The organism is Pectobacterium colocasium, from assembly GCF_020181655.1.
Classification (GTDB): domain Bacteria; phylum Pseudomonadota; class Gammaproteobacteria; order Enterobacterales; family Enterobacteriaceae; genus Pectobacterium; species Pectobacterium colocasium.
Genome location: NZ_CP084032.1, coordinates 3858798 through 3873726, shown reverse-complemented (window position 1 = coordinate 3873726; position 14929 = coordinate 3858798). Strand labels below are relative to the sequence as shown.

The following is a 14929-nucleotide window of genomic DNA, read 5'->3' as shown; positions in this document are numbered from 1 at the left end:
TTAAATCAGCATGAAATTCATGACGACACGGGATAAGAAGATGGCTGTGAGTCGATTTATCGTAAAAGGACGCCTCCTTTCCGCTAAATACGATTTCGCTACATAACAATAGGCTGACAGAACTGAAAACGAGGGAAATATGGTCGAAATGTCATTGGAGAAGCTCGGTAGCGGTATTGAAGTGATTCATGCGGTACCTGCGGGAAAAAAAGATCAGCCGTTACCGACGATTTTTTTCTTTCATGGCTACACCTCATCTAAAGACGTGTATTCATATTTTGGCTATGCGCTGGCGCAGGCCGGATTTCGGGTGATACTGCCCGATGCGGCCATGCACGGCGCGCGCTATGACGGGGATGATGCGCAGCGGCTGCGCCACTTCTGGGATATTCTGCAATCGAATATTGAAGAGCTCCCTGGCTATGTGGCGGAATATCGGCAGCGTGGCTTGATCGACAGCGAGCAGATTGGCGTTTGCGGCGCGTCGCTGGGGGGAATGAGTGCGCTGGGGTGTATGGCGCGTTATCCCTGGATTACTGCGGTGGCGGCATTTATGGGATCCGGTTATTTCTCTACGCTGTCGTCGGCGCTGTTTCCGCCAGTTCCGGCCGATCGTGAGGAAAATCAGGCGGTGTTGCAGGCGCTAGCGACCAAACTGGCGGACTATGATGTCACCGCGCGTCTGGACGCGCTGTCCGAACGACCGCTGCTGGTGTGGCACGGTGAAGCGGATGACGTCGTGCCGGCGGCAGAAAGTGTTCGTCTTTATCAGGCATTACAGGCGCGTGATAAACTGGCCAATCTGACGTATCTGACCGAGCCGGGCGTGGAGCACCGCATTACGCCAGCGGCGTTGCAGGCGGGGGCTGATTTCTTCCTGCGGACGCTGTCATTCTGCACCGATCGCTGAAATATCGCCACGTAGAAAACTCCTGTGTTTCTTCCTTGTGTTCTTTAATGTCGGGCACTATACTTACGCGTCATTTTTTCAGCCGCACACATACACGTTCCTTGCCTCCACGGGCCGCGGTTGACCCAGACAGGAGGCTGAATAATCCGTAAGGAGCAATTCGATGCGTCATTACGAAATCGTATTTATGGTTCATCCTGACCAGAGCGAACAGGTTCCGGGCATGATCGAGCGCTACAGTGCTACCATCACTGGTGCGCAGGGCACGATCCACCGTCTGGAAGACTGGGGCCGCCGTCAGCTGGCTTACCCGATCAACAAACTGCACAAAGCTCACTACGTTCTGCTGAACGTTGAAGCGCCGCAGGAAGCGATCGATGAGCTGGAAACAAACTTCCGCTTTAACGATGCCGTTATCCGCAGCATGGTTATGCGCGTTAAGCACGCGGTAACTGAAGCATCTCCAATGGTGAAAGCGAAAGACGAACGCCGTGAGCGTCGTGAAGATTTCGCTGAAGCTGGCGATGATGTGGATGCAGGGGATTCTGAAGAGTAATTGTTGTGGTGGCGGTAAATCGTCTGGTGTTGTCCGGCACAGTGTGCAAGACGCCCATTCGTAAAGTCAGCCCGTCAGGTATTCCTCACTGTCAGTTTGTGCTTGAGCACCGCTCGACGCAGGAGGAAGCCGGATTGAGTCGGCAAGCATGGTGTCGTATGCCCGTGATTGTCAGCGGACTCTCGTCACAAGCAGTTACCCACAGTATAACGGTCGGCACGCAACTTACCGTGCACGGGTTCATTAGCTGCCATCAAGGGCGCAATGGCTTGAGCAAGATAGTGTTACATGCCGAGCAGATTGAATTGATAGATTCTGGAGACTAGCCAAATGGCACGTTATTTCCGTCGTCGCAAATTCTGCCGTTTCACCGCGGAAGGCGTTGTAGAGATTGATTATAAAGATATCGCTACGCTGAAAAACTATATCACTGAAAGCGGCAAGATTGTTCCGAGCCGTATCACCGGTACTCGTGCAAAATACCAGCGTCAGTTGGCCCGCGCTATCAAGCGTGCGCGTTACTTGTCTTTGTTGCCGTACACTGACCGTCATCAGTAATCGGCCACTGTCCATTAACGAGACTTTGAGAGGATAAAGTAATGCAAGTTATTCTGCTTGATAAAGTAGCAAACCTGGGCAGCCTGGGTGATCAGGTAAACGTTAAAGCGGGCTACGCTCGTAACTTCCTGGTTCCACAGGGCAAAGCTGTCCCTGCAACCAAGAAAAACGTTGAGTTCTTCGAAGCACGCCGTGCTGAACTGGAAGCCAAACTGGCTGACGTTCTGGCTGCTGCTGAAGCTCGCGCCGCTAAGATCAAAGAACTGGGTAGCGTTACCATCGCGTCTAAAGCAGGCGACGAAGGTAAACTGTTCGGTTCCATCGGTACTCGCGATATCGCTGATGCGGTAACGGCTGCCGGTGTTGACATTGCTAAGAGCGAAGTTCGCCTGCCGAACGGCGTTCTGCGTACTCTGGGTGAGCACGAAGTAAGCTTCCAGGTACACAGCGATGTATTTGCTGAGCTGAATGTCGTTGTTGTTGCTGAAGCATAATTCACGTTTGTCGTCGAATTAATACTTTAGTTAACATGTGAAACGCTGGCCTTGTGCCAGCGTTTTGCATTTTAGGGATGGGAAATGACTTATCATTACCGATACCTAAAAAATGAGGCCGGAGGCCGCATGTCTGATTTAATCCACCTTATCCGCGTCTATGACGCGCACGCGCCTTTCTCTTCTCCCACTTTTCTGGTTGACCGCTTGTGGCCACGTGGCATCAGTAAAGCGCGCCTGGAAGGGGTGGAGTGGTTTAAAGACATCGCGCCGAGCAGCGAGCTGCGGAAATGGTTTCACGCCGAGCCGGAGCGCTGGATGGAATTTGTGGATTATTATCGTAATGAGTTAGCGCAGGGAACGGCGTGCGAGAGACTGTTGATGTTGCTTGAACAGAAGCAAACCATCACGTTGCTTTATGGCAGTAAAAACGCGCAGCACAACCATGCTATTGTTCTGCGCGATTTTCTATTGGAGCGGCTAAATCATTAGCGAGTACGCGTAAAAGCGCCATCTGCACCGCGGGTGAATCGAATCGTCTGGTTTGCCGTGGTTTCGATTTCCAACTCTGCGACCATGCCTTGCGCATTCAACTGTAATTTAACTTCCTGACCCGCCCGTAAATTGCTGAGCGGTTTATCCCTACCTTCCACCTGTGCCATCGCGAACACGTCGCTGACGGGCAGATTGTTATCGCGAAAGAGCTGAGCCAGCGTTTGCCCTGAAGCAATCTCATACTGCCGCCACGGTGCTGATGACGGCGTTGGCGGCGTTGTGGCAGGTTGCTGATGTGACGTTGAAGGCTGATTTTCAATAATCACCGCCTGCATTGCAGCCTGATTATCCGCCTGGGTCAGAGGAATAGGCATGGTTCGGGTCGGTTGCGGGTGTTGTGCGCTGTAAGGCCAGAGCAAGACAACCAGAAGCAGGGCGATAGCGATTAAAATCCAACGGCGGTGGAGGAGCGGCAAGGGTTCCATCCAGTGGTAGCCATCGGGCAGATGCCAGATTTTTTGCAGCAGGGCACCAAGGCGTTCACGCCGGGAAGCAGGAGCCAGGCGTTCCTGGTCTTCGCGTTCCCCGTCGTTTTCTACGGCTACAGCATGTGAGGGCTGCCGCTGGATAATTCGCTGGCAGAAGCGTACTAGCGTTTGATAATCCCAGGTGGTTTTCCGCTTCCTGGGCGCAATTCTGCCCATGGTGACCTCTCTTACTACAATTCAGTATAAAAACAGTTCAGTATAAAAACGATGTCATTAGCAACGCTATATCGGCAGCTCAACTATCTGCGCCATCCACTACGCTATATCACTCGCCAGACGGCGTCGGCATAAAAACAGTATCAGGATGATAACGCAATCCAGTATACCGATAATCTGTATGAGCTGACCAGTTAACGCGTTGATGATTAAGGTAACCGCTGAACCCGAAACATCGGAACTACCAGTATAGGACAGCTTCCCGGAATGGCTTGGCTGGCGTGCGGTTAACGTGATTACCTGCACACATGATTTTACCCCAATCCCTGTCGCTGTTATGCTGCGCTTTCAGTTTTTTACAGATTAAAAGGAACATCCATGACAACTCCTTCTTTTGATAGCGTCGAAGCGCAGGCAAGTTACGGCATCGGCTTACAGGTTGGTCAACAGTTACAGGAATCAGGTCTTGAAGGTCTGATCCCAGAAGCTCTGCTTGCTGGTTTACGTGACGCGCTGGAAGGTAATGCGCCTGCGGTGCCTGTGGATGTGGTTCATCGTGCGCTGCGTGAAATTCATGAACGTGCCGATGCGGTACGTCGTGAGCGCCAACAGGTGCTGGCAGTAGAAGGTCAGCAGTTCCTGACTGAAAACGCGCAGAAAGAAGGTGTGAACAGCACGGAATCTGGTCTGCAATTCCGTGTGTTGACGCAGGGTGAAGGCGCTATCCCAGCTCGTCAGGATCGCGTACGTGTACATTACACTGGCCGTCTGATTGACGGCAGCGTGTTCGACAGCTCCGTTCAGCGCGGTCAGCCTGCTGAATTCCCGGTAAGCGGTGTGATTCCAGGCTGGATTGAAGCGTTGACGCTGATGCCAGTCGGTTCCAAGTGGGAACTCTATATTCCGCACAATTTGGCGTATGGCGAACGTGGCGCGGGTGCTTCCATTCCGCCGTTCAGCGCGCTGATTTTTGAAGTGGAACTGCTGGAAATTCTGTAATCTCCAGACAAAGAAAGGCGCTCACTGAGCGCCTTTCAGATCGTTGACAAATCTATTTGTTGACCGCAAACGGGAGTAACGGAATAGAAGAGTAAAGCGTTTGCGCCATGGATGGCGCAACTCGAGCGCACAGGGAGGTGTTCACAGCGTCTTTACGATCTATCCGTTATTCCCGCTCGTCAGCCTTTTTTATTTTCTACTGACTTTCTTTTTTTATTGAAGCGACATTACTCACCGCGCAGCGCGCGTGGGAACAGCAAATTGTTTTCCAGATGGATGTGCTCCATCAGGTCGGTAATGAACTCGTTGATACCGGAATACAGTGCACGCCAGGTGTTGCAGGCACCTTCCGGTGGCACGACGCCGTTGGTCAGTTCTTTGACCACTTCCACATCACGCCCGGCGTCATCGTGTTCATGCTCCATGACTGAAATCGGCGCTGCGGCATTTGCCCCCATTCCCTGACCGATCATCGGGAAGAGGATACGTTCTTCTTTCATCATGTGCTGAGACAGCTCGTGATAAATGGCGGTCAGTTGGTTGGCGAGGCCGTGCGGGCAATCGGCTTTATCGTGATGCACACGTTCGACTTTTTCTGCCATCAGAATCAGTTCCGGCAGTTGTTCGCGATGGCGATCGTGAAAACGAGGGATGATGTACGCGATAATGTCGGCCAGCGGCGCTTCACGCCAGTCCCGCGCATCGGAAGGCTGAGCAGCCAGTTTTTCTAACTGCGCTTCCAGCTCGTCGATATTGAGATCCTTTTTGCCCGCAGCGCGACTGAGCGTTTGCTTTCCGCCGCAGCAGAAGTCCAGATTGAGTTCACGAAAGAGTTTGGTCGCGCGCGGAATAGCGATAGCCAACTCACCCAGAGATTGATCGCGGTATGCCATGATGATGCCTCTCAACGAATGTAGTCTATAAATTGTATTTTAAATGCATCTTTATGCGTTGAATATACCGCTTACGAGGTAAGCGGTATAAAGTATGCGGTGCTATTGCACGGTATTGCGGGTCTCAATCGACTGCGTGATGGTGTGTAAAAGCGCGGGTATATCCATTCTCGGCAACACAACCTCTATAAGCGACAAGCGAGATTCTGCGTTCACGAGTTCAAGCACCTGGGCGAGAGCTTCCGGTGAGCGCACCTGTTCGCAGAGTATCTCGTTGTCATCCGCGCCTAGCGCGGCGGGAAGCTGCGTCCAGTTCCAGGCGGCGATATCATTGTAGCGCTGCTCAGGGCCGTGAATCGCCCGTTCGACGGTGTAGCCCTCGTTATTCAGCACCACAATGACCATGTTCAAGCGATCCCGAATGATAGAGCCAAGTTCCTGTACGGTGAGCTGAAGTGAGCCGTCGCCGATCAATAGCACCACGCGCCGTTCTGGTTCGGCAATTTGTGCGCCGAATGCGGCTGGCAGAGAGTAGCCTATCGAGCCCCACAGTGGCTGAACGATGAAATGACAGTCCCTCGGCAGTCGGAGTGTTGCGGCCCCAAAACAGGAGGTTCCTTGATCCGTCACGAGAATATCGCCAGGGCGGAGGAAATGCTGTATCTGTTGCCAAAACTCGCGCTGGTTGAGCATGCCTTTATGCTCTGATTGCAGTAAAGCCGGAGGCGTAATGGGGCTGCGATCCCAGCGGGGCGCGAGCGGCGCGGTGATTTTTTCCAACGCGGCGATAGCATCCGACATTGGAACAGAAGGAAAAACCTGACTGCCGACACGAGCCAATGTTGGCTGGATATCGATGTTTTTTTCGCAGGAAATCTGGTGGCTGAAGCCAGTGGTAATCGTATCGGTATAGCGTACGCCGATGCTAATGATAACATCAGCGTCTTCGATGTGTGCCCGGATCGCTTCGTGACTGCCGCGACCCGCGTAGGTGCCAGTAAAGTTATGGTGCTGTTCGTTTAATGTGCCTTTCCCCATTAGCAACGTAGCGTGTGGGAACGGTGTTTTATCGAGCCAGCGTTGAATTTGCCCAGCGACGCCAGCACGCTGCGCCAGAAAGTCGGCCAGCAGTGAGACCGATTTTGCCTCGCTGAGCATCGCTGTGGCGGCTGCGGTAAAGGCTCGTAGAGCATCGTCAGAGCGCAAGGGTTTAGGGATCGCGAGTGGGTACGGTTGCGCGTCGATCGGTGCCGCAGCCACGTCCAATGGCAGAAACAGATATACCGGTTTGTGCTGAGAAAGTGCTTCTCCAATAATCCTATCAATCTCTGTGGTGGCGTTTTCGACGGTGAGGCTGGCCTGTGCGACAGTGACTTCGGCCGCCATGCGGGAAAAGTGACTGAAATCGCCGTCGCCTAATGTATGGTGGAGTAATTCACCGTTGCGTTGTGAAGCGAGACTGGGCGCGGCGGCAATGTGAATAACGGGGAGGCATTCCGCGTAGCTGCCCGCAATGCCGTTAATTGCGCTGAGTTCCCCCACGCCGAAGGTGGTGAGCAGCGCCGCCGCTGTACGACGTCGTGCATAGCCATCGGCGGCGTAAGCGGCGTTTAATTCGTTCGCACAACCCACCCAGGTGATATCCGGGTGCCTGATAACGTGGTCGAGAAAATGCAGATTGTAATCGCCCGGCACGCCGAAGAGATGCTGAATACCAACTTGTGTCAGGCGATCCAGTAAGTAATCGCCCACCGTATAGTTTTCGCTCATCGCTGTTCCCTCTATGAATGACGGATATTCTGAGAGTAAGTATTAACCTTTAGGTGAATATTTCTAATATTTATTCCCTATGGTTACTCGGTTATTCTGCATTTATTCGTATATTTCAGGTTTTTTGGTATTAAATTTATTAATGAATTAATAGGGTGATGATGTATAGCGGGCATTGGCGTTAGCGAAACGTTAAGAATGGTAAAGTCAGGAAAATGCGTATTTATCTGATAGTGGCGCAGAGGAATTCCCCGTATACCTTTGCAAGGCCGCAGTCGCGGTGAGCAAGGAGTTACCCTATGTTTAAGCCACTCGTCATCAGTGCCCTGTTTATGGGAATGTTTGCGGTTATGCCAGCACCAGAGGCTAAGGGGGCCAGCATTGATCTGATGCCCGGTATCACGTTGAATATTGGTGAACGTGACAGACGTGGTAATTACTGGGATGGCTATGACTGGCGCAGCGAGCGCTGGTGGCAGGAGCATCGGGGTTATCACCGTGGCGAACGTAATCGGCACGGTTACTATTGGGATGGCTGGCGTTGGCGCGATGCCCGCTGGTGGCGTGAGAGCCAGCGCGACAGGCGCGATTATGATAATCGCCGCTTTGATCCCCCTCGCTACGTTGACGATCGCGGGCCGCGTCGCGGTGATTGGGACCGACGCGGGCATGAGCGGGGGAATGGGTATTATCGCAATGGGCGGGGATCGTTTCGCGACTAGCGGATAAAAAAAGCGCCGCGAAAGGGCGGCGCTTGTGCATTGGATAATGGTACGTAGAGTGTGTTGCTGAACTAGTTAGCCAGTTTTGCAGCGATATCAGCGATGCGTTGACCATACAGCTTACCGGTCGCCAGATCGCCGGCAACCACTTCATCTGCGCTGGCGTCAGACGGCGTCTGTGCCAGCAGACCCACGGAACCACCGAGGTTATTCAAATCGTCGCGTTTTGCCGCTTTGGCATTGGAGGGCAGTTGGTTCAGGCTGACCCAAATTCCGCCGTGCTGTGAAGCCAGCGTTTGCAGATAAATCAGGGTGACCTGCTTGTCCCCGTTCAGGCTGGCGCTGTTAGTAAAACCGCCAAACACCTTGTTGCTCCAGGCACGGGTAAACCAGGCTTTCGAGCTGGCATCCGCAAATTTCTTGAACTGCCAGGTCGGGCCACCCATGTAGGTCGGCGTACCAAAGATAATCGCGTCGGCGGCGGCGAGTTTCTCCCACTCTGCATCGCTGATGTTTCCTTCCGCATCGATGGCAATCAGTTCGGCGTTGGCACCCTCGGCGACGGCATGAGCTAAACGTTGCGTGTGACCATAGCCTGAATGATAAATAACGACTGCTTTTGACATAACCTTTCCTCGTTTCTCTGTGTTTATCAACAATACGCTGGAGCCTTGTCATGCTGCCCCGCAAGTGATACGTGCTTTCTAATCGATACTAACTTTATAATGTGAGGACTATATCGGAGCCTTATGGTTCTGTTAAGACAGCACTTTTAAGTGAGTTGGTATCTTCAAGGTAACCATACCCGCCATACTTCAGGCTGCTATATGGAAACTCGCCGATGAGCAAACGTTATGATGTTTATGCACAAAACTGCCCGACCCGCATGATTTTGGATCGCGTGGCGGATAAATGGACGTTGCTGATCCTCAATATTTTGGTTGAGCGACCGATGCGCTTTAATCAGCTAAGACGCGACGTAGAAGGGATTTCACAAAAGGTATTGTCGCAAACGCTAAAAAATCTGGTGCGTGACGGCTTTGTTGAGCGAACCGTCTTTCCGACGATTCCCGTGACGGTGGAATACGCCTCGACTCAAATGGGGAAAACGCTGGCCAAGCCGATTGCCGAGCTCACGTATTGGGCAGAACAGAACATGGATAATGTGCTGTTATCTCAGCAAAAGTTTGATGCGTCGGCGAATAGTACGGCTGAACCGCTCTAAGCGCAACGCACAGGCTCCTGCGGTAGCAAGAGCCTGTGGACACAACGCGATCAGCCCTTATTTGGCGTGCTGAAGGTCAAGGCGATAAACCGCAAAGCCCGTTTCATCATTACCGATGGACGTCATCGGGTACTGGGCTTTCTCTTTGATAAACGTCGCGGCTTTCTCTGACGGCGACGTTTCAAAACGGACATCCAGTGGCGTATCGCTGACGATAGGTGCCAGGCGCCAGTTGTTATCCGCCTGCGGTTTCACTTCTCCCGACTTTTGCGTTTCCGCGCTGATGTAGGCCGCCAGAACGGAGCGGTTTTCATCCGGCGAGGCGAAGGCCACGTATTTCTCACCCGTACCGGCAAATTTCTCGCCGTAGGCGCGGTAGTTGTTGGTAGCGATCAGGAAGGTTGCTTTGGGATCAATCGGTTTACCGTTAAACGTCAGTCCTTTAATACGGTGTGCCTTATCGTTGATTAACGCGCACTCGCTGTCATAACGGGCAGGTTGCGTCACATCAATCTGGTAGTTGACGCCGTCGATCACGTCGAAGTTATACGTGCGGAAGCCATCCCAGTTGAGCAACGATTGCGGCTCACGCTTGCTGGTGTCGATTTGTTTGAACTGACCCGCCGAGCATTCCAGCCACTCCTGCACCTGCTGTCCGTTCACTTTCACAACGACCAGCGTGTTTGGATAAAGATACAAATCGGCAGCGTTACGGAAGGTAAGCTGGCCTTTTTCTACCTCGACATAGCTGGCCGGATCGTTTTTACGTCCACCGGCTTTAAACGGTGCGGCGGCGGAAAGTACCGGCAAATCGGCCAGATCGGGATCGCCCTGAATAAAGTGTTCTACATAGGCACGCTGGGCATTGTTGACGATCTGCACGGTAGGATCGTCCTGAATCAGCGACAGGTAGCTGTACATGTTGTCTGCGGATTTGCCGATCGGTTTGCTGACAAACTCGCGTGTATTCTGGTGTGCATCGGAAAGCTCTTTCACCAGCTTGTCGTCTTCCGCCGCCAGTGATTTCTTCTGCGCTTTGTCATAGATCGGTCTGGCTTCCGCTTTCGCCTGTTCCACCTTCCATGTGCCGCTGTCGTTATTCAACGTGAAATCGACGACGCCGAGATGGTCACCCCATTGTCCTGGCATCACCGCAGGGATGCCGTTGAGCGTTCCCTGTTTGATGTCAGCGCCCTTGATGTTGGCAAAGTCATTGCTGGGGAAAACCGCGTGAGCATGACCAAACATGATCGCGTCAACGCCCGGAACCTGGCTGAGATAGTAAACAGAATTTTCCGCCATCGCTTTGTACGGCTCGGCAGAAAGGCCGGAATGGGGGATAACAATGACCAGATCGGCCCCTTGCTTACGCATTTCCGGCACCCATTTTTTGGCGCTCTCCGTGATGTCTTCCACGGTGACCTTTCCTGTTAAATTGGCTTTATCCCACACCATGACCTGTGGCGGGACGAAGCCAATATAGCCGATGCGCAGGGTATGCGGTTTGCCGTCGCGGTCTTTAACCGACTTGTTTTCAATGTGATAAGGCGTAAACAGCGGTTTACCCGTTTTGGCATCCAGCACGTTGGCGTTCACATAAGGGAATTTCGCGCCTGACAGCGCCTTGTGCAGGTAGTCCAGGCCATAGTTGAATTCGTGGTTACCGATGTTGCCGACGGAATAATCCAGCGTGTTCATCGCCTGATAAACCGGGTGCACGTCGCCGGCTTTCAGCCCTTTTGCGGCCATGTAATCGCCCAACGGACTACCCTGGATCAAATCGCCGTTATCCACCAGCACGCTGTTAGTGGCCTGTTCGCGTGCGGCGTTAATCAGGCTGGCGGTACGCACCAGACCAAACTTATCGGTTGGCGTATCCTTGTAGTAGTCGAAATCCATCATATTGCTGTGCAGATCGGTGGTTTCCAATACCCGTAGATCAACGGTAGCGGCATGAACGGTCGTGGCGACCAGCGTAGCAAGCAGGCTGAGTGCCAATGAATGCTTCATTGTGTAACTCCTTGTGCGGTGATTATCGACGCGTGAGGCGATCGGGGGTGTCTTTCATATCATGATGAAGTTAAAGTGATTATCGTCTCTAAATACTGAGGATGACATCAATAATGGCAATAATCGTAGATTGCCTCACAGATGTATAATGAATGACAGAGATGAAGTCTGCGTTACGCGTAACCGATAACGACGAGGTTGATCATGTTAGAAACTGTTTGCCAACTGGCTCGCGATGCCGGTACTGCCATTATGCAGGTTTACGAAGGGCAACATCCTGTGGATGTCGCGCATAAGAACGATGATTCGCCAGTGACCGCCGCCGATCTGGCGGCGCACCGGGTCATTAAGGATGGGCTGACCGCGGCGTTCCCTGATATTCCCGTGCTGTCAGAAGAAGATCCGCCCACATGGGAAATCCGTCAGCACTGGCAGCGCTATTGGCTGGTTGATCCGTTGGATGGCACCAAAGAATTCCTCAGCCGCAATGGTGAGTTCACGGTGAATATTGCGCTGATCGAGCATGGTCAAGCCGTTCTGGGTGTGGTTTATGTACCGGTCACGGGCGTGATGTATTCTGCGGCGGCAGGTAAAGCCTGGAAAGAAGAGAACGGCCAGCGTCGGCACATTACGGTGAAGCAGGCTCACCCGCCGCTGGTGGTGGTCAGTCGTTCTCATGCCGATCGTGAATTAAAGGACTACCTCAACCAACTGGGCGAGCACCAGACGGTGGCGATTGGGTCATCGCTCAAATTTTGTCTGGTGGCGGAAGGCGAAGCACAGCTTTACCCGCGCTTCGGACCGACAAACATTTGGGATACGGCGGCGGGCCACGCGGTGGCGGTGGCTGCCGGGGCACAGATTCACGACTGGCAAGGACAGCCGTTATCCTATACGCCGCGTGAATCCTTCCTCAACCCCGGCTTTCGCGTCTCTTTATTTTAGCCTGCCAGACGCTCTCGTTTGTTATTTCTCTTCCAGCAACTGGCGCAGCAGGGACATCACCTGCTGCACTTCCTGCCCATTCAGTGCGCCATCCTTCACGAAACGGACTTTCCCTTGTTTATCCAGCACGGCGATAGCTGAGCTTTGCGGCTGTAGCTGCCAGGTTTTCCGCACGTTACCGTTGCTATCGACAATAAATTGCGACCACGGGAAGGCTTTCTTGTTGTCCTCAAGGCTACTGCGCACAAACATGCTGGTGCCGATAATGGCATCGTCGGTATTCACGATTGTCGTCGTTTGGTAATAATCGTGCGGTAGGTTAGCGGCCTTCAGTGCGGAGATGAGCGGGTCGTTCATCTCTTTGGCGGAGGTGCGGCCAGCGATATGTTGTATCACCCGTACTTTTCCGGGCAATTGCGCGCTGTTCCAGTTTTTATAACTAAACTGATTATTCTGGTACTGAAGTTCCCCTCTGTCCGCGACGCCGACGGGAGGAACCAATTGGTTGAGCACTAGCGTATGGGCTGAGGCAGGAAGCGAGGCAAGCCCTAACAGCGGCGTGATAGCAAGAGCGAGGAGCAGGTGGCGTATTTTTATCATGGTATGTCCTTCTGTGTAGGGAACCTGATGCGATGTCAGTGATGGAAAAGATCAGGCTATGGAATAAGCGTAGATTCAGGAAACTGGTCTGTCCTGCTTCGCAGTAAAACGGTTTGTGCCTGAGTGCACAAAACCCTTGTTTTTGAAGGTTTATACTGATGACTAGGGGTTTACTTAAACACTACTCTGTAAAAATCTGTAAAAGCAGTTAAGAATACTGGGCTGTGGGGAACTAAATGCCGTTTTGCTGTACTAATTAGCAGTATCCGTTATCTCATTAGCGCTCCAGAACCTCAGTCATGTTGGCGAAAGGGAGAGCGTAGAAAAATAAAACGGGAGAGTAAAACGATGAGGATTTTCGAACGTTACAATCCTTTGAAAGTCGCTAAATATGTGAAAACCCTGTTTCGCGGGCGGCTGTACATAAAAGGGGTTGGTGCTTTTGAGTTCGACTACGGCAAAATTCTACTGCCAAAGAAACAGGATAAGCAGCATCTTCTGGTGATGTCCGAAGTGAATCGCCAGGTCATCCGGCTTCAGGCTGAGATGGGATGAGTGATAAAGAAACGGCCCGTAGCGGGCCGTTTTGGTTTGTTATGAAGACTGGTGGGTTACGCATGTCTTCTGGCGGTTAATCGTCGCTATCAATCTTCACGCTTGATGAGACAATCGGGCGGTCTTCCAGACGCGTCACCAACAGCTGATCGATCTTGTAGCTGTCGATATCTACCACTTCAAACTTATAGCCTGAGAAGCGCACCGCATCGGTCCGTTTCGGGATTTTCCGCAGCGTATACATCATGAAGCCGCCGATGGTTTCGTAGTTGCCGGAATGCGGGAAATCATCAATATTCAGCGCGCGCATCACGTCTTCTATTGGCGTGCCGCCTTCAACCAGCCAGGAATTCTCATCGCGCGCGACAATCTGTTCTTCCATTCCCTGACCGACGAGATCGCCCATCAGCGTGGTCATCACGTCGTTAAGCGTGATGATGCCGACGACCAGCGCATATTCGTTCAGGATGACCGCAAAGTCTTCGCCCGCGGTTTTAAAGCTTTCTAACGCTTCGGACAGCGTCAGCGTATCCGGTACGATCAGCGCTGGACGAATCTGCACGCCGCTACTCAGCGTCAGGCTCTGGTTTCCCAACACCCGAATCAGCAGGTCTTTGGAATCCACGTAGCCGACGATCTGATCAATCGTGCCATCGCAAACCAGAAACTTGGAATGCGGCTGCTGGGCGATCTTTTCCTTAATGCTGTCTTCCTGCTCGCGCAGATCGAAATAAACCACGCTTTCGCGTGAGGTCATTGAAGACGGCACGGTGCGGGATTCCAGTTCAAATACGTTCTCGATCAGTTCGTGCTCCTGCTTACGCAGCACGCCAGCCAATGCACCCGCTTCCACCACGGCGTAAATATCATCGGACGTGATGTCATCTTTACGCACCATCGGCAGCTTGAGCAGGCGGAAAATAACATTAGCCAGGCCGTTAAAGATCCACACCAGTGGACGGAAGAGAAACAGGCAGAAGCGCATGGGGTTGATTATGCGGACCGCGACGGCTTCCGGCGCAATCATACCAATGCGTTTCGGGGTGAGGTCGCCAAACAGGATAAACAGACTGGTGACGAGGACGAATGAACAAATGAAGCTGACTTTATCTGCGGCTTCGGGTGACATGAAGCGTTCAAACAGAATGGAAAACGTCGGGGAAAATGCCGCATCGCCGATAATACCGGCCAGAATTGCGACGGCGTTGACGCCAATTTGAATCACGGTAAAGAAGATGCCCGGTGTCTCCTGGAATTTGAGCACCAGATCGGCGTTGAGGTTTCCCTCGTCGGCCATCAGTTTGAGTTTAATTTTACGGGATGCCGCCAGCGAGATCTCGGACAGCGAGAAAAACGCACTGATGGCAATGAGACAAAGAATCAGCAATAGACTGTTTAACATCATTTTTAACGTTTTCGCATGAGTCGAGATTGACGCAGCGATCCTCAGAAAGGTGAGTATACTCGTCATACTTCAAGCTGCTTGTGCGTTG

Annotated in this window: 18 protein-coding genes; 11 read left to right on the top strand and 7 right to left on the bottom strand. The window is 52.5% G+C overall.

The window, feature by feature from the left end; genetic code table 11:
- The first annotated feature begins 139 nt into the window (after nucleotides 1-139).
- The 6 genes from yjfP (at nucleotide 140) to LCF41_RS17515 (ending at nucleotide 3010) form a co-directional block, all read left to right on the top strand.
- A complete protein-coding gene (gene yjfP, locus LCF41_RS17540; RefSeq protein WP_225085664.1) occupies nucleotides 140-910 on the top strand; it encodes an esterase in 771 nt (256 codons plus the stop codon).
- Nucleotides 911-1073: 163 nt separating this feature from the next.
- Nucleotides 1074-1466 (top strand): 30S ribosomal protein S6, encoded by a 393-nt coding sequence (rpsF, locus tag LCF41_RS17535; RefSeq protein WP_225085663.1) that lies wholly within the window; start codon nucleotides 1074-1076, stop codon nucleotides 1464-1466.
- Nucleotides 1467-1471: 5 nt separating this feature from the next.
- Nucleotides 1472-1792, top strand: a complete 321-nt coding sequence (priB, locus tag LCF41_RS17530; protein ID WP_225085662.1) for a primosomal replication protein N — start codon at nucleotides 1472-1474, stop codon at nucleotides 1790-1792.
- Nucleotides 1793-1796: 4 nt separating this feature from the next.
- A complete protein-coding gene (gene rpsR / locus LCF41_RS17525) occupies nucleotides 1797-2024 on the top strand; it encodes a 30S ribosomal protein S18 (protein WP_005974788.1) in 228 nt (75 codons plus the stop codon).
- Between the two features lie 41 nt (nucleotides 2025-2065).
- Nucleotides 2066-2518: a 50S ribosomal protein L9 gene (gene rplI, locus LCF41_RS17520; RefSeq protein ID WP_010279043.1), complete on the top strand. Its 453-nt coding sequence runs from the start codon at nucleotides 2066-2068 to the stop codon at nucleotides 2516-2518.
- Nucleotides 2519-2647: 129 nt separating this feature from the next.
- Complete coding sequence (locus LCF41_RS17515) at nucleotides 2648-3010, top strand: DUF488 domain-containing protein (RefSeq protein ID WP_225085661.1); 363 nt, start codon at nucleotides 2648-2650, stop codon at nucleotides 3008-3010.
- Here LCF41_RS17515 and LCF41_RS17510 read toward each other — a convergent pair.
- Entirely contained in the window at nucleotides 3007-3717 is a 711-nt protein-coding gene (locus tag LCF41_RS17510; protein ID WP_225085660.1) for a LysM-like peptidoglycan-binding domain-containing protein, read from the bottom strand. The two genes, LCF41_RS17515 and LCF41_RS17510, sit on opposite strands and share 4 nt — an antisense overlap.
- A 378-nt stretch (nucleotides 3718-4095) precedes the next feature.
- Between LCF41_RS17510 and bamJ the strand changes: the two genes are divergently transcribed.
- The gene (gene bamJ, locus LCF41_RS17505; protein WP_225085659.1) at nucleotides 4096-4716 is read left to right on the top strand and encodes a BamJ family beta-barrel-assembly machinery protein; all 621 of its coding nucleotides are present in this window, start codon (nucleotides 4096-4098) and stop codon (nucleotides 4714-4716) included.
- 227 nt (nucleotides 4717-4943) lie between these two features.
- On the opposite strand, the gene ytfE is transcribed toward bamJ, so the two are convergent.
- Both ytfE and ipdC read right to left on the bottom strand, forming a co-directional pair.
- Complete coding sequence (gene ytfE / locus LCF41_RS17500; protein WP_225085658.1) at nucleotides 4944-5609, bottom strand: iron-sulfur cluster repair protein YtfE; 666 nt, start codon at nucleotides 5607-5609, stop codon at nucleotides 4944-4946.
- 102 nt (nucleotides 5610-5711) lie between these two features.
- A complete protein-coding gene (gene ipdC / locus LCF41_RS17495; protein WP_225085657.1) occupies nucleotides 5712-7379 on the bottom strand; it encodes an indolepyruvate decarboxylase in 1668 nt (555 codons plus the stop codon).
- A 299-nt stretch (nucleotides 7380-7678) separates the two neighbouring features.
- On the opposite strand from ipdC, the gene LCF41_RS17490 reads away from it, so the two are divergent.
- Nucleotides 7679-8101, top strand: a complete 423-nt coding sequence (locus LCF41_RS17490; protein ID WP_225085656.1) for a DUF2502 domain-containing protein — start codon at nucleotides 7679-7681, stop codon at nucleotides 8099-8101.
- Nucleotides 8102-8172: 71 nt separating this feature from the next.
- Here LCF41_RS17490 and LCF41_RS17485 read toward each other — a convergent pair whose 3' ends face one another.
- Nucleotides 8173-8727 carry a flavodoxin family protein gene (locus LCF41_RS17485; RefSeq protein ID WP_225085655.1) on the bottom strand — a complete coding sequence of 185 codons (555 nt, stop codon included), beginning with the start codon at nucleotides 8725-8727 and terminating at the stop codon, nucleotides 8173-8175.
- A 215-nt stretch (nucleotides 8728-8942) separates the two neighbouring features.
- Between LCF41_RS17485 and LCF41_RS17480 the strand changes: the two genes are divergently transcribed.
- Nucleotides 8943-9326: a winged helix-turn-helix transcriptional regulator gene (locus LCF41_RS17480; RefSeq protein ID WP_225085654.1), complete on the top strand. Its 384-nt coding sequence runs from the start codon at nucleotides 8943-8945 to the stop codon at nucleotides 9324-9326.
- A 57-nt stretch (nucleotides 9327-9383) separates the two neighbouring features.
- Here LCF41_RS17480 and LCF41_RS17475 read toward each other — a convergent pair whose 3' ends face one another.
- Nucleotides 9384-11336 carry a bifunctional 2',3'-cyclic-nucleotide 2'-phosphodiesterase/3'-nucleotidase gene (locus tag LCF41_RS17475; protein WP_225085653.1) on the bottom strand — a complete coding sequence of 651 codons (1953 nt, stop codon included), beginning with the start codon at nucleotides 11334-11336 and terminating at the stop codon, nucleotides 9384-9386.
- 204 nt (nucleotides 11337-11540) lie between these two features.
- Between LCF41_RS17475 and cysQ the strand changes: the two genes are divergently transcribed.
- A complete protein-coding gene (gene cysQ / locus LCF41_RS17470; protein ID WP_225085652.1) occupies nucleotides 11541-12281 on the top strand; it encodes a 3'(2'),5'-bisphosphate nucleotidase CysQ in 741 nt (246 codons plus the stop codon).
- Between the two features lie 21 nt (nucleotides 12282-12302).
- Here cysQ and LCF41_RS17465 read toward each other — a convergent pair whose 3' ends face one another.
- Nucleotides 12303-12881 carry a YtfJ family protein gene (locus LCF41_RS17465; protein WP_225085651.1) on the bottom strand — a complete coding sequence of 193 codons (579 nt, stop codon included), beginning with the start codon at nucleotides 12879-12881 and terminating at the stop codon, nucleotides 12303-12305.
- A 348-nt stretch (nucleotides 12882-13229) separates the two neighbouring features.
- On the opposite strand from LCF41_RS17465, the gene LCF41_RS17460 reads away from it, so the two are divergent.
- Nucleotides 13230-13436 (top strand): DUF1107 domain-containing protein, encoded by a 207-nt coding sequence (locus tag LCF41_RS17460; protein ID WP_005974755.1) that lies wholly within the window; start codon nucleotides 13230-13232, stop codon nucleotides 13434-13436.
- 76 nt (nucleotides 13437-13512) lie between these two features.
- On the opposite strand, the gene paeA is transcribed toward LCF41_RS17460, so the two are convergent.
- On the bottom strand, nucleotides 13513-14838 hold the full coding sequence (paeA, locus tag LCF41_RS17455) for a polyamine export protein PaeA (protein ID WP_225088215.1): 1326 nt from the start codon (nucleotides 14836-14838) through the stop codon (nucleotides 13513-13515).
- Nucleotides 14839-14929: the final 91 nt, after the last annotated feature.

What these genes read in the sequence shown, in the direction of transcription:
- rpsR (WP_005974788.1), top strand. Translation starts at nt 1,797, where the DNA reads ATGGCACGTTATTTCCGTCGTCGCAAATTCTGCCGTTTCACCGCGGAA.
- bamJ (WP_225085659.1), top strand. Translation starts at nt 4,096, where the DNA reads ATGACAACTCCTTCTTTTGATAGCGTCGAAGCGCAGGCAAGTTACGGC.
- LCF41_RS17510 (WP_225085660.1), bottom strand. Translation starts at nt 3,717, where the DNA reads ATGGGCAGAATTGCGCCCAGGAAGCGGAAAACCACCTGGGATTATCAA.
- ytfE (WP_225085658.1), bottom strand. Translation starts at nt 5,609, where the DNA reads ATGGCATACCGCGATCAATCTCTGGGTGAGTTGGCTATCGCTATTCCG.
- LCF41_RS17480 (WP_225085654.1), top strand. Translation starts at nt 8,943, where the DNA reads ATGAGCAAACGTTATGATGTTTATGCACAAAACTGCCCGACCCGCATG.
- LCF41_RS17465 (WP_225085651.1), bottom strand. Translation starts at nt 12,881, where the DNA reads ATGATAAAAATACGCCACCTGCTCCTCGCTCTTGCTATCACGCCGCTG.
- rpsF (WP_225085663.1), top strand. Translation starts at nt 1,074, where the DNA reads ATGCGTCATTACGAAATCGTATTTATGGTTCATCCTGACCAGAGCGAA.
- paeA (WP_225088215.1), bottom strand. Translation starts at nt 14,838, where the DNA reads ATGTTAAACAGTCTATTGCTGATTCTTTGTCTCATTGCCATCAGTGCG.
- LCF41_RS17490 (WP_225085656.1), top strand. Translation starts at nt 7,679, where the DNA reads ATGTTTAAGCCACTCGTCATCAGTGCCCTGTTTATGGGAATGTTTGCG.
- LCF41_RS17460 (WP_005974755.1), top strand. Translation starts at nt 13,230, where the DNA reads ATGAGGATTTTCGAACGTTACAATCCTTTGAAAGTCGCTAAATATGTG.
- LCF41_RS17475 (WP_225085653.1), bottom strand. Translation starts at nt 11,336, where the DNA reads ATGAAGCATTCATTGGCACTCAGCCTGCTTGCTACGCTGGTCGCCACG.
- cysQ (WP_225085652.1), top strand. Translation starts at nt 11,541, where the DNA reads ATGTTAGAAACTGTTTGCCAACTGGCTCGCGATGCCGGTACTGCCATT.
- rplI (WP_010279043.1), top strand. Translation starts at nt 2,066, where the DNA reads ATGCAAGTTATTCTGCTTGATAAAGTAGCAAACCTGGGCAGCCTGGGT.
- ipdC (WP_225085657.1), bottom strand. Translation starts at nt 7,379, where the DNA reads ATGAGCGAAAACTATACGGTGGGCGATTACTTACTGGATCGCCTGACA.
- LCF41_RS17515 (WP_225085661.1), top strand. Translation starts at nt 2,648, where the DNA reads ATGTCTGATTTAATCCACCTTATCCGCGTCTATGACGCGCACGCGCCT.
- yjfP (WP_225085664.1), top strand. Translation starts at nt 140, where the DNA reads ATGGTCGAAATGTCATTGGAGAAGCTCGGTAGCGGTATTGAAGTGATT.
- LCF41_RS17485 (WP_225085655.1), bottom strand. Translation starts at nt 8,727, where the DNA reads ATGTCAAAAGCAGTCGTTATTTATCATTCAGGCTATGGTCACACGCAA.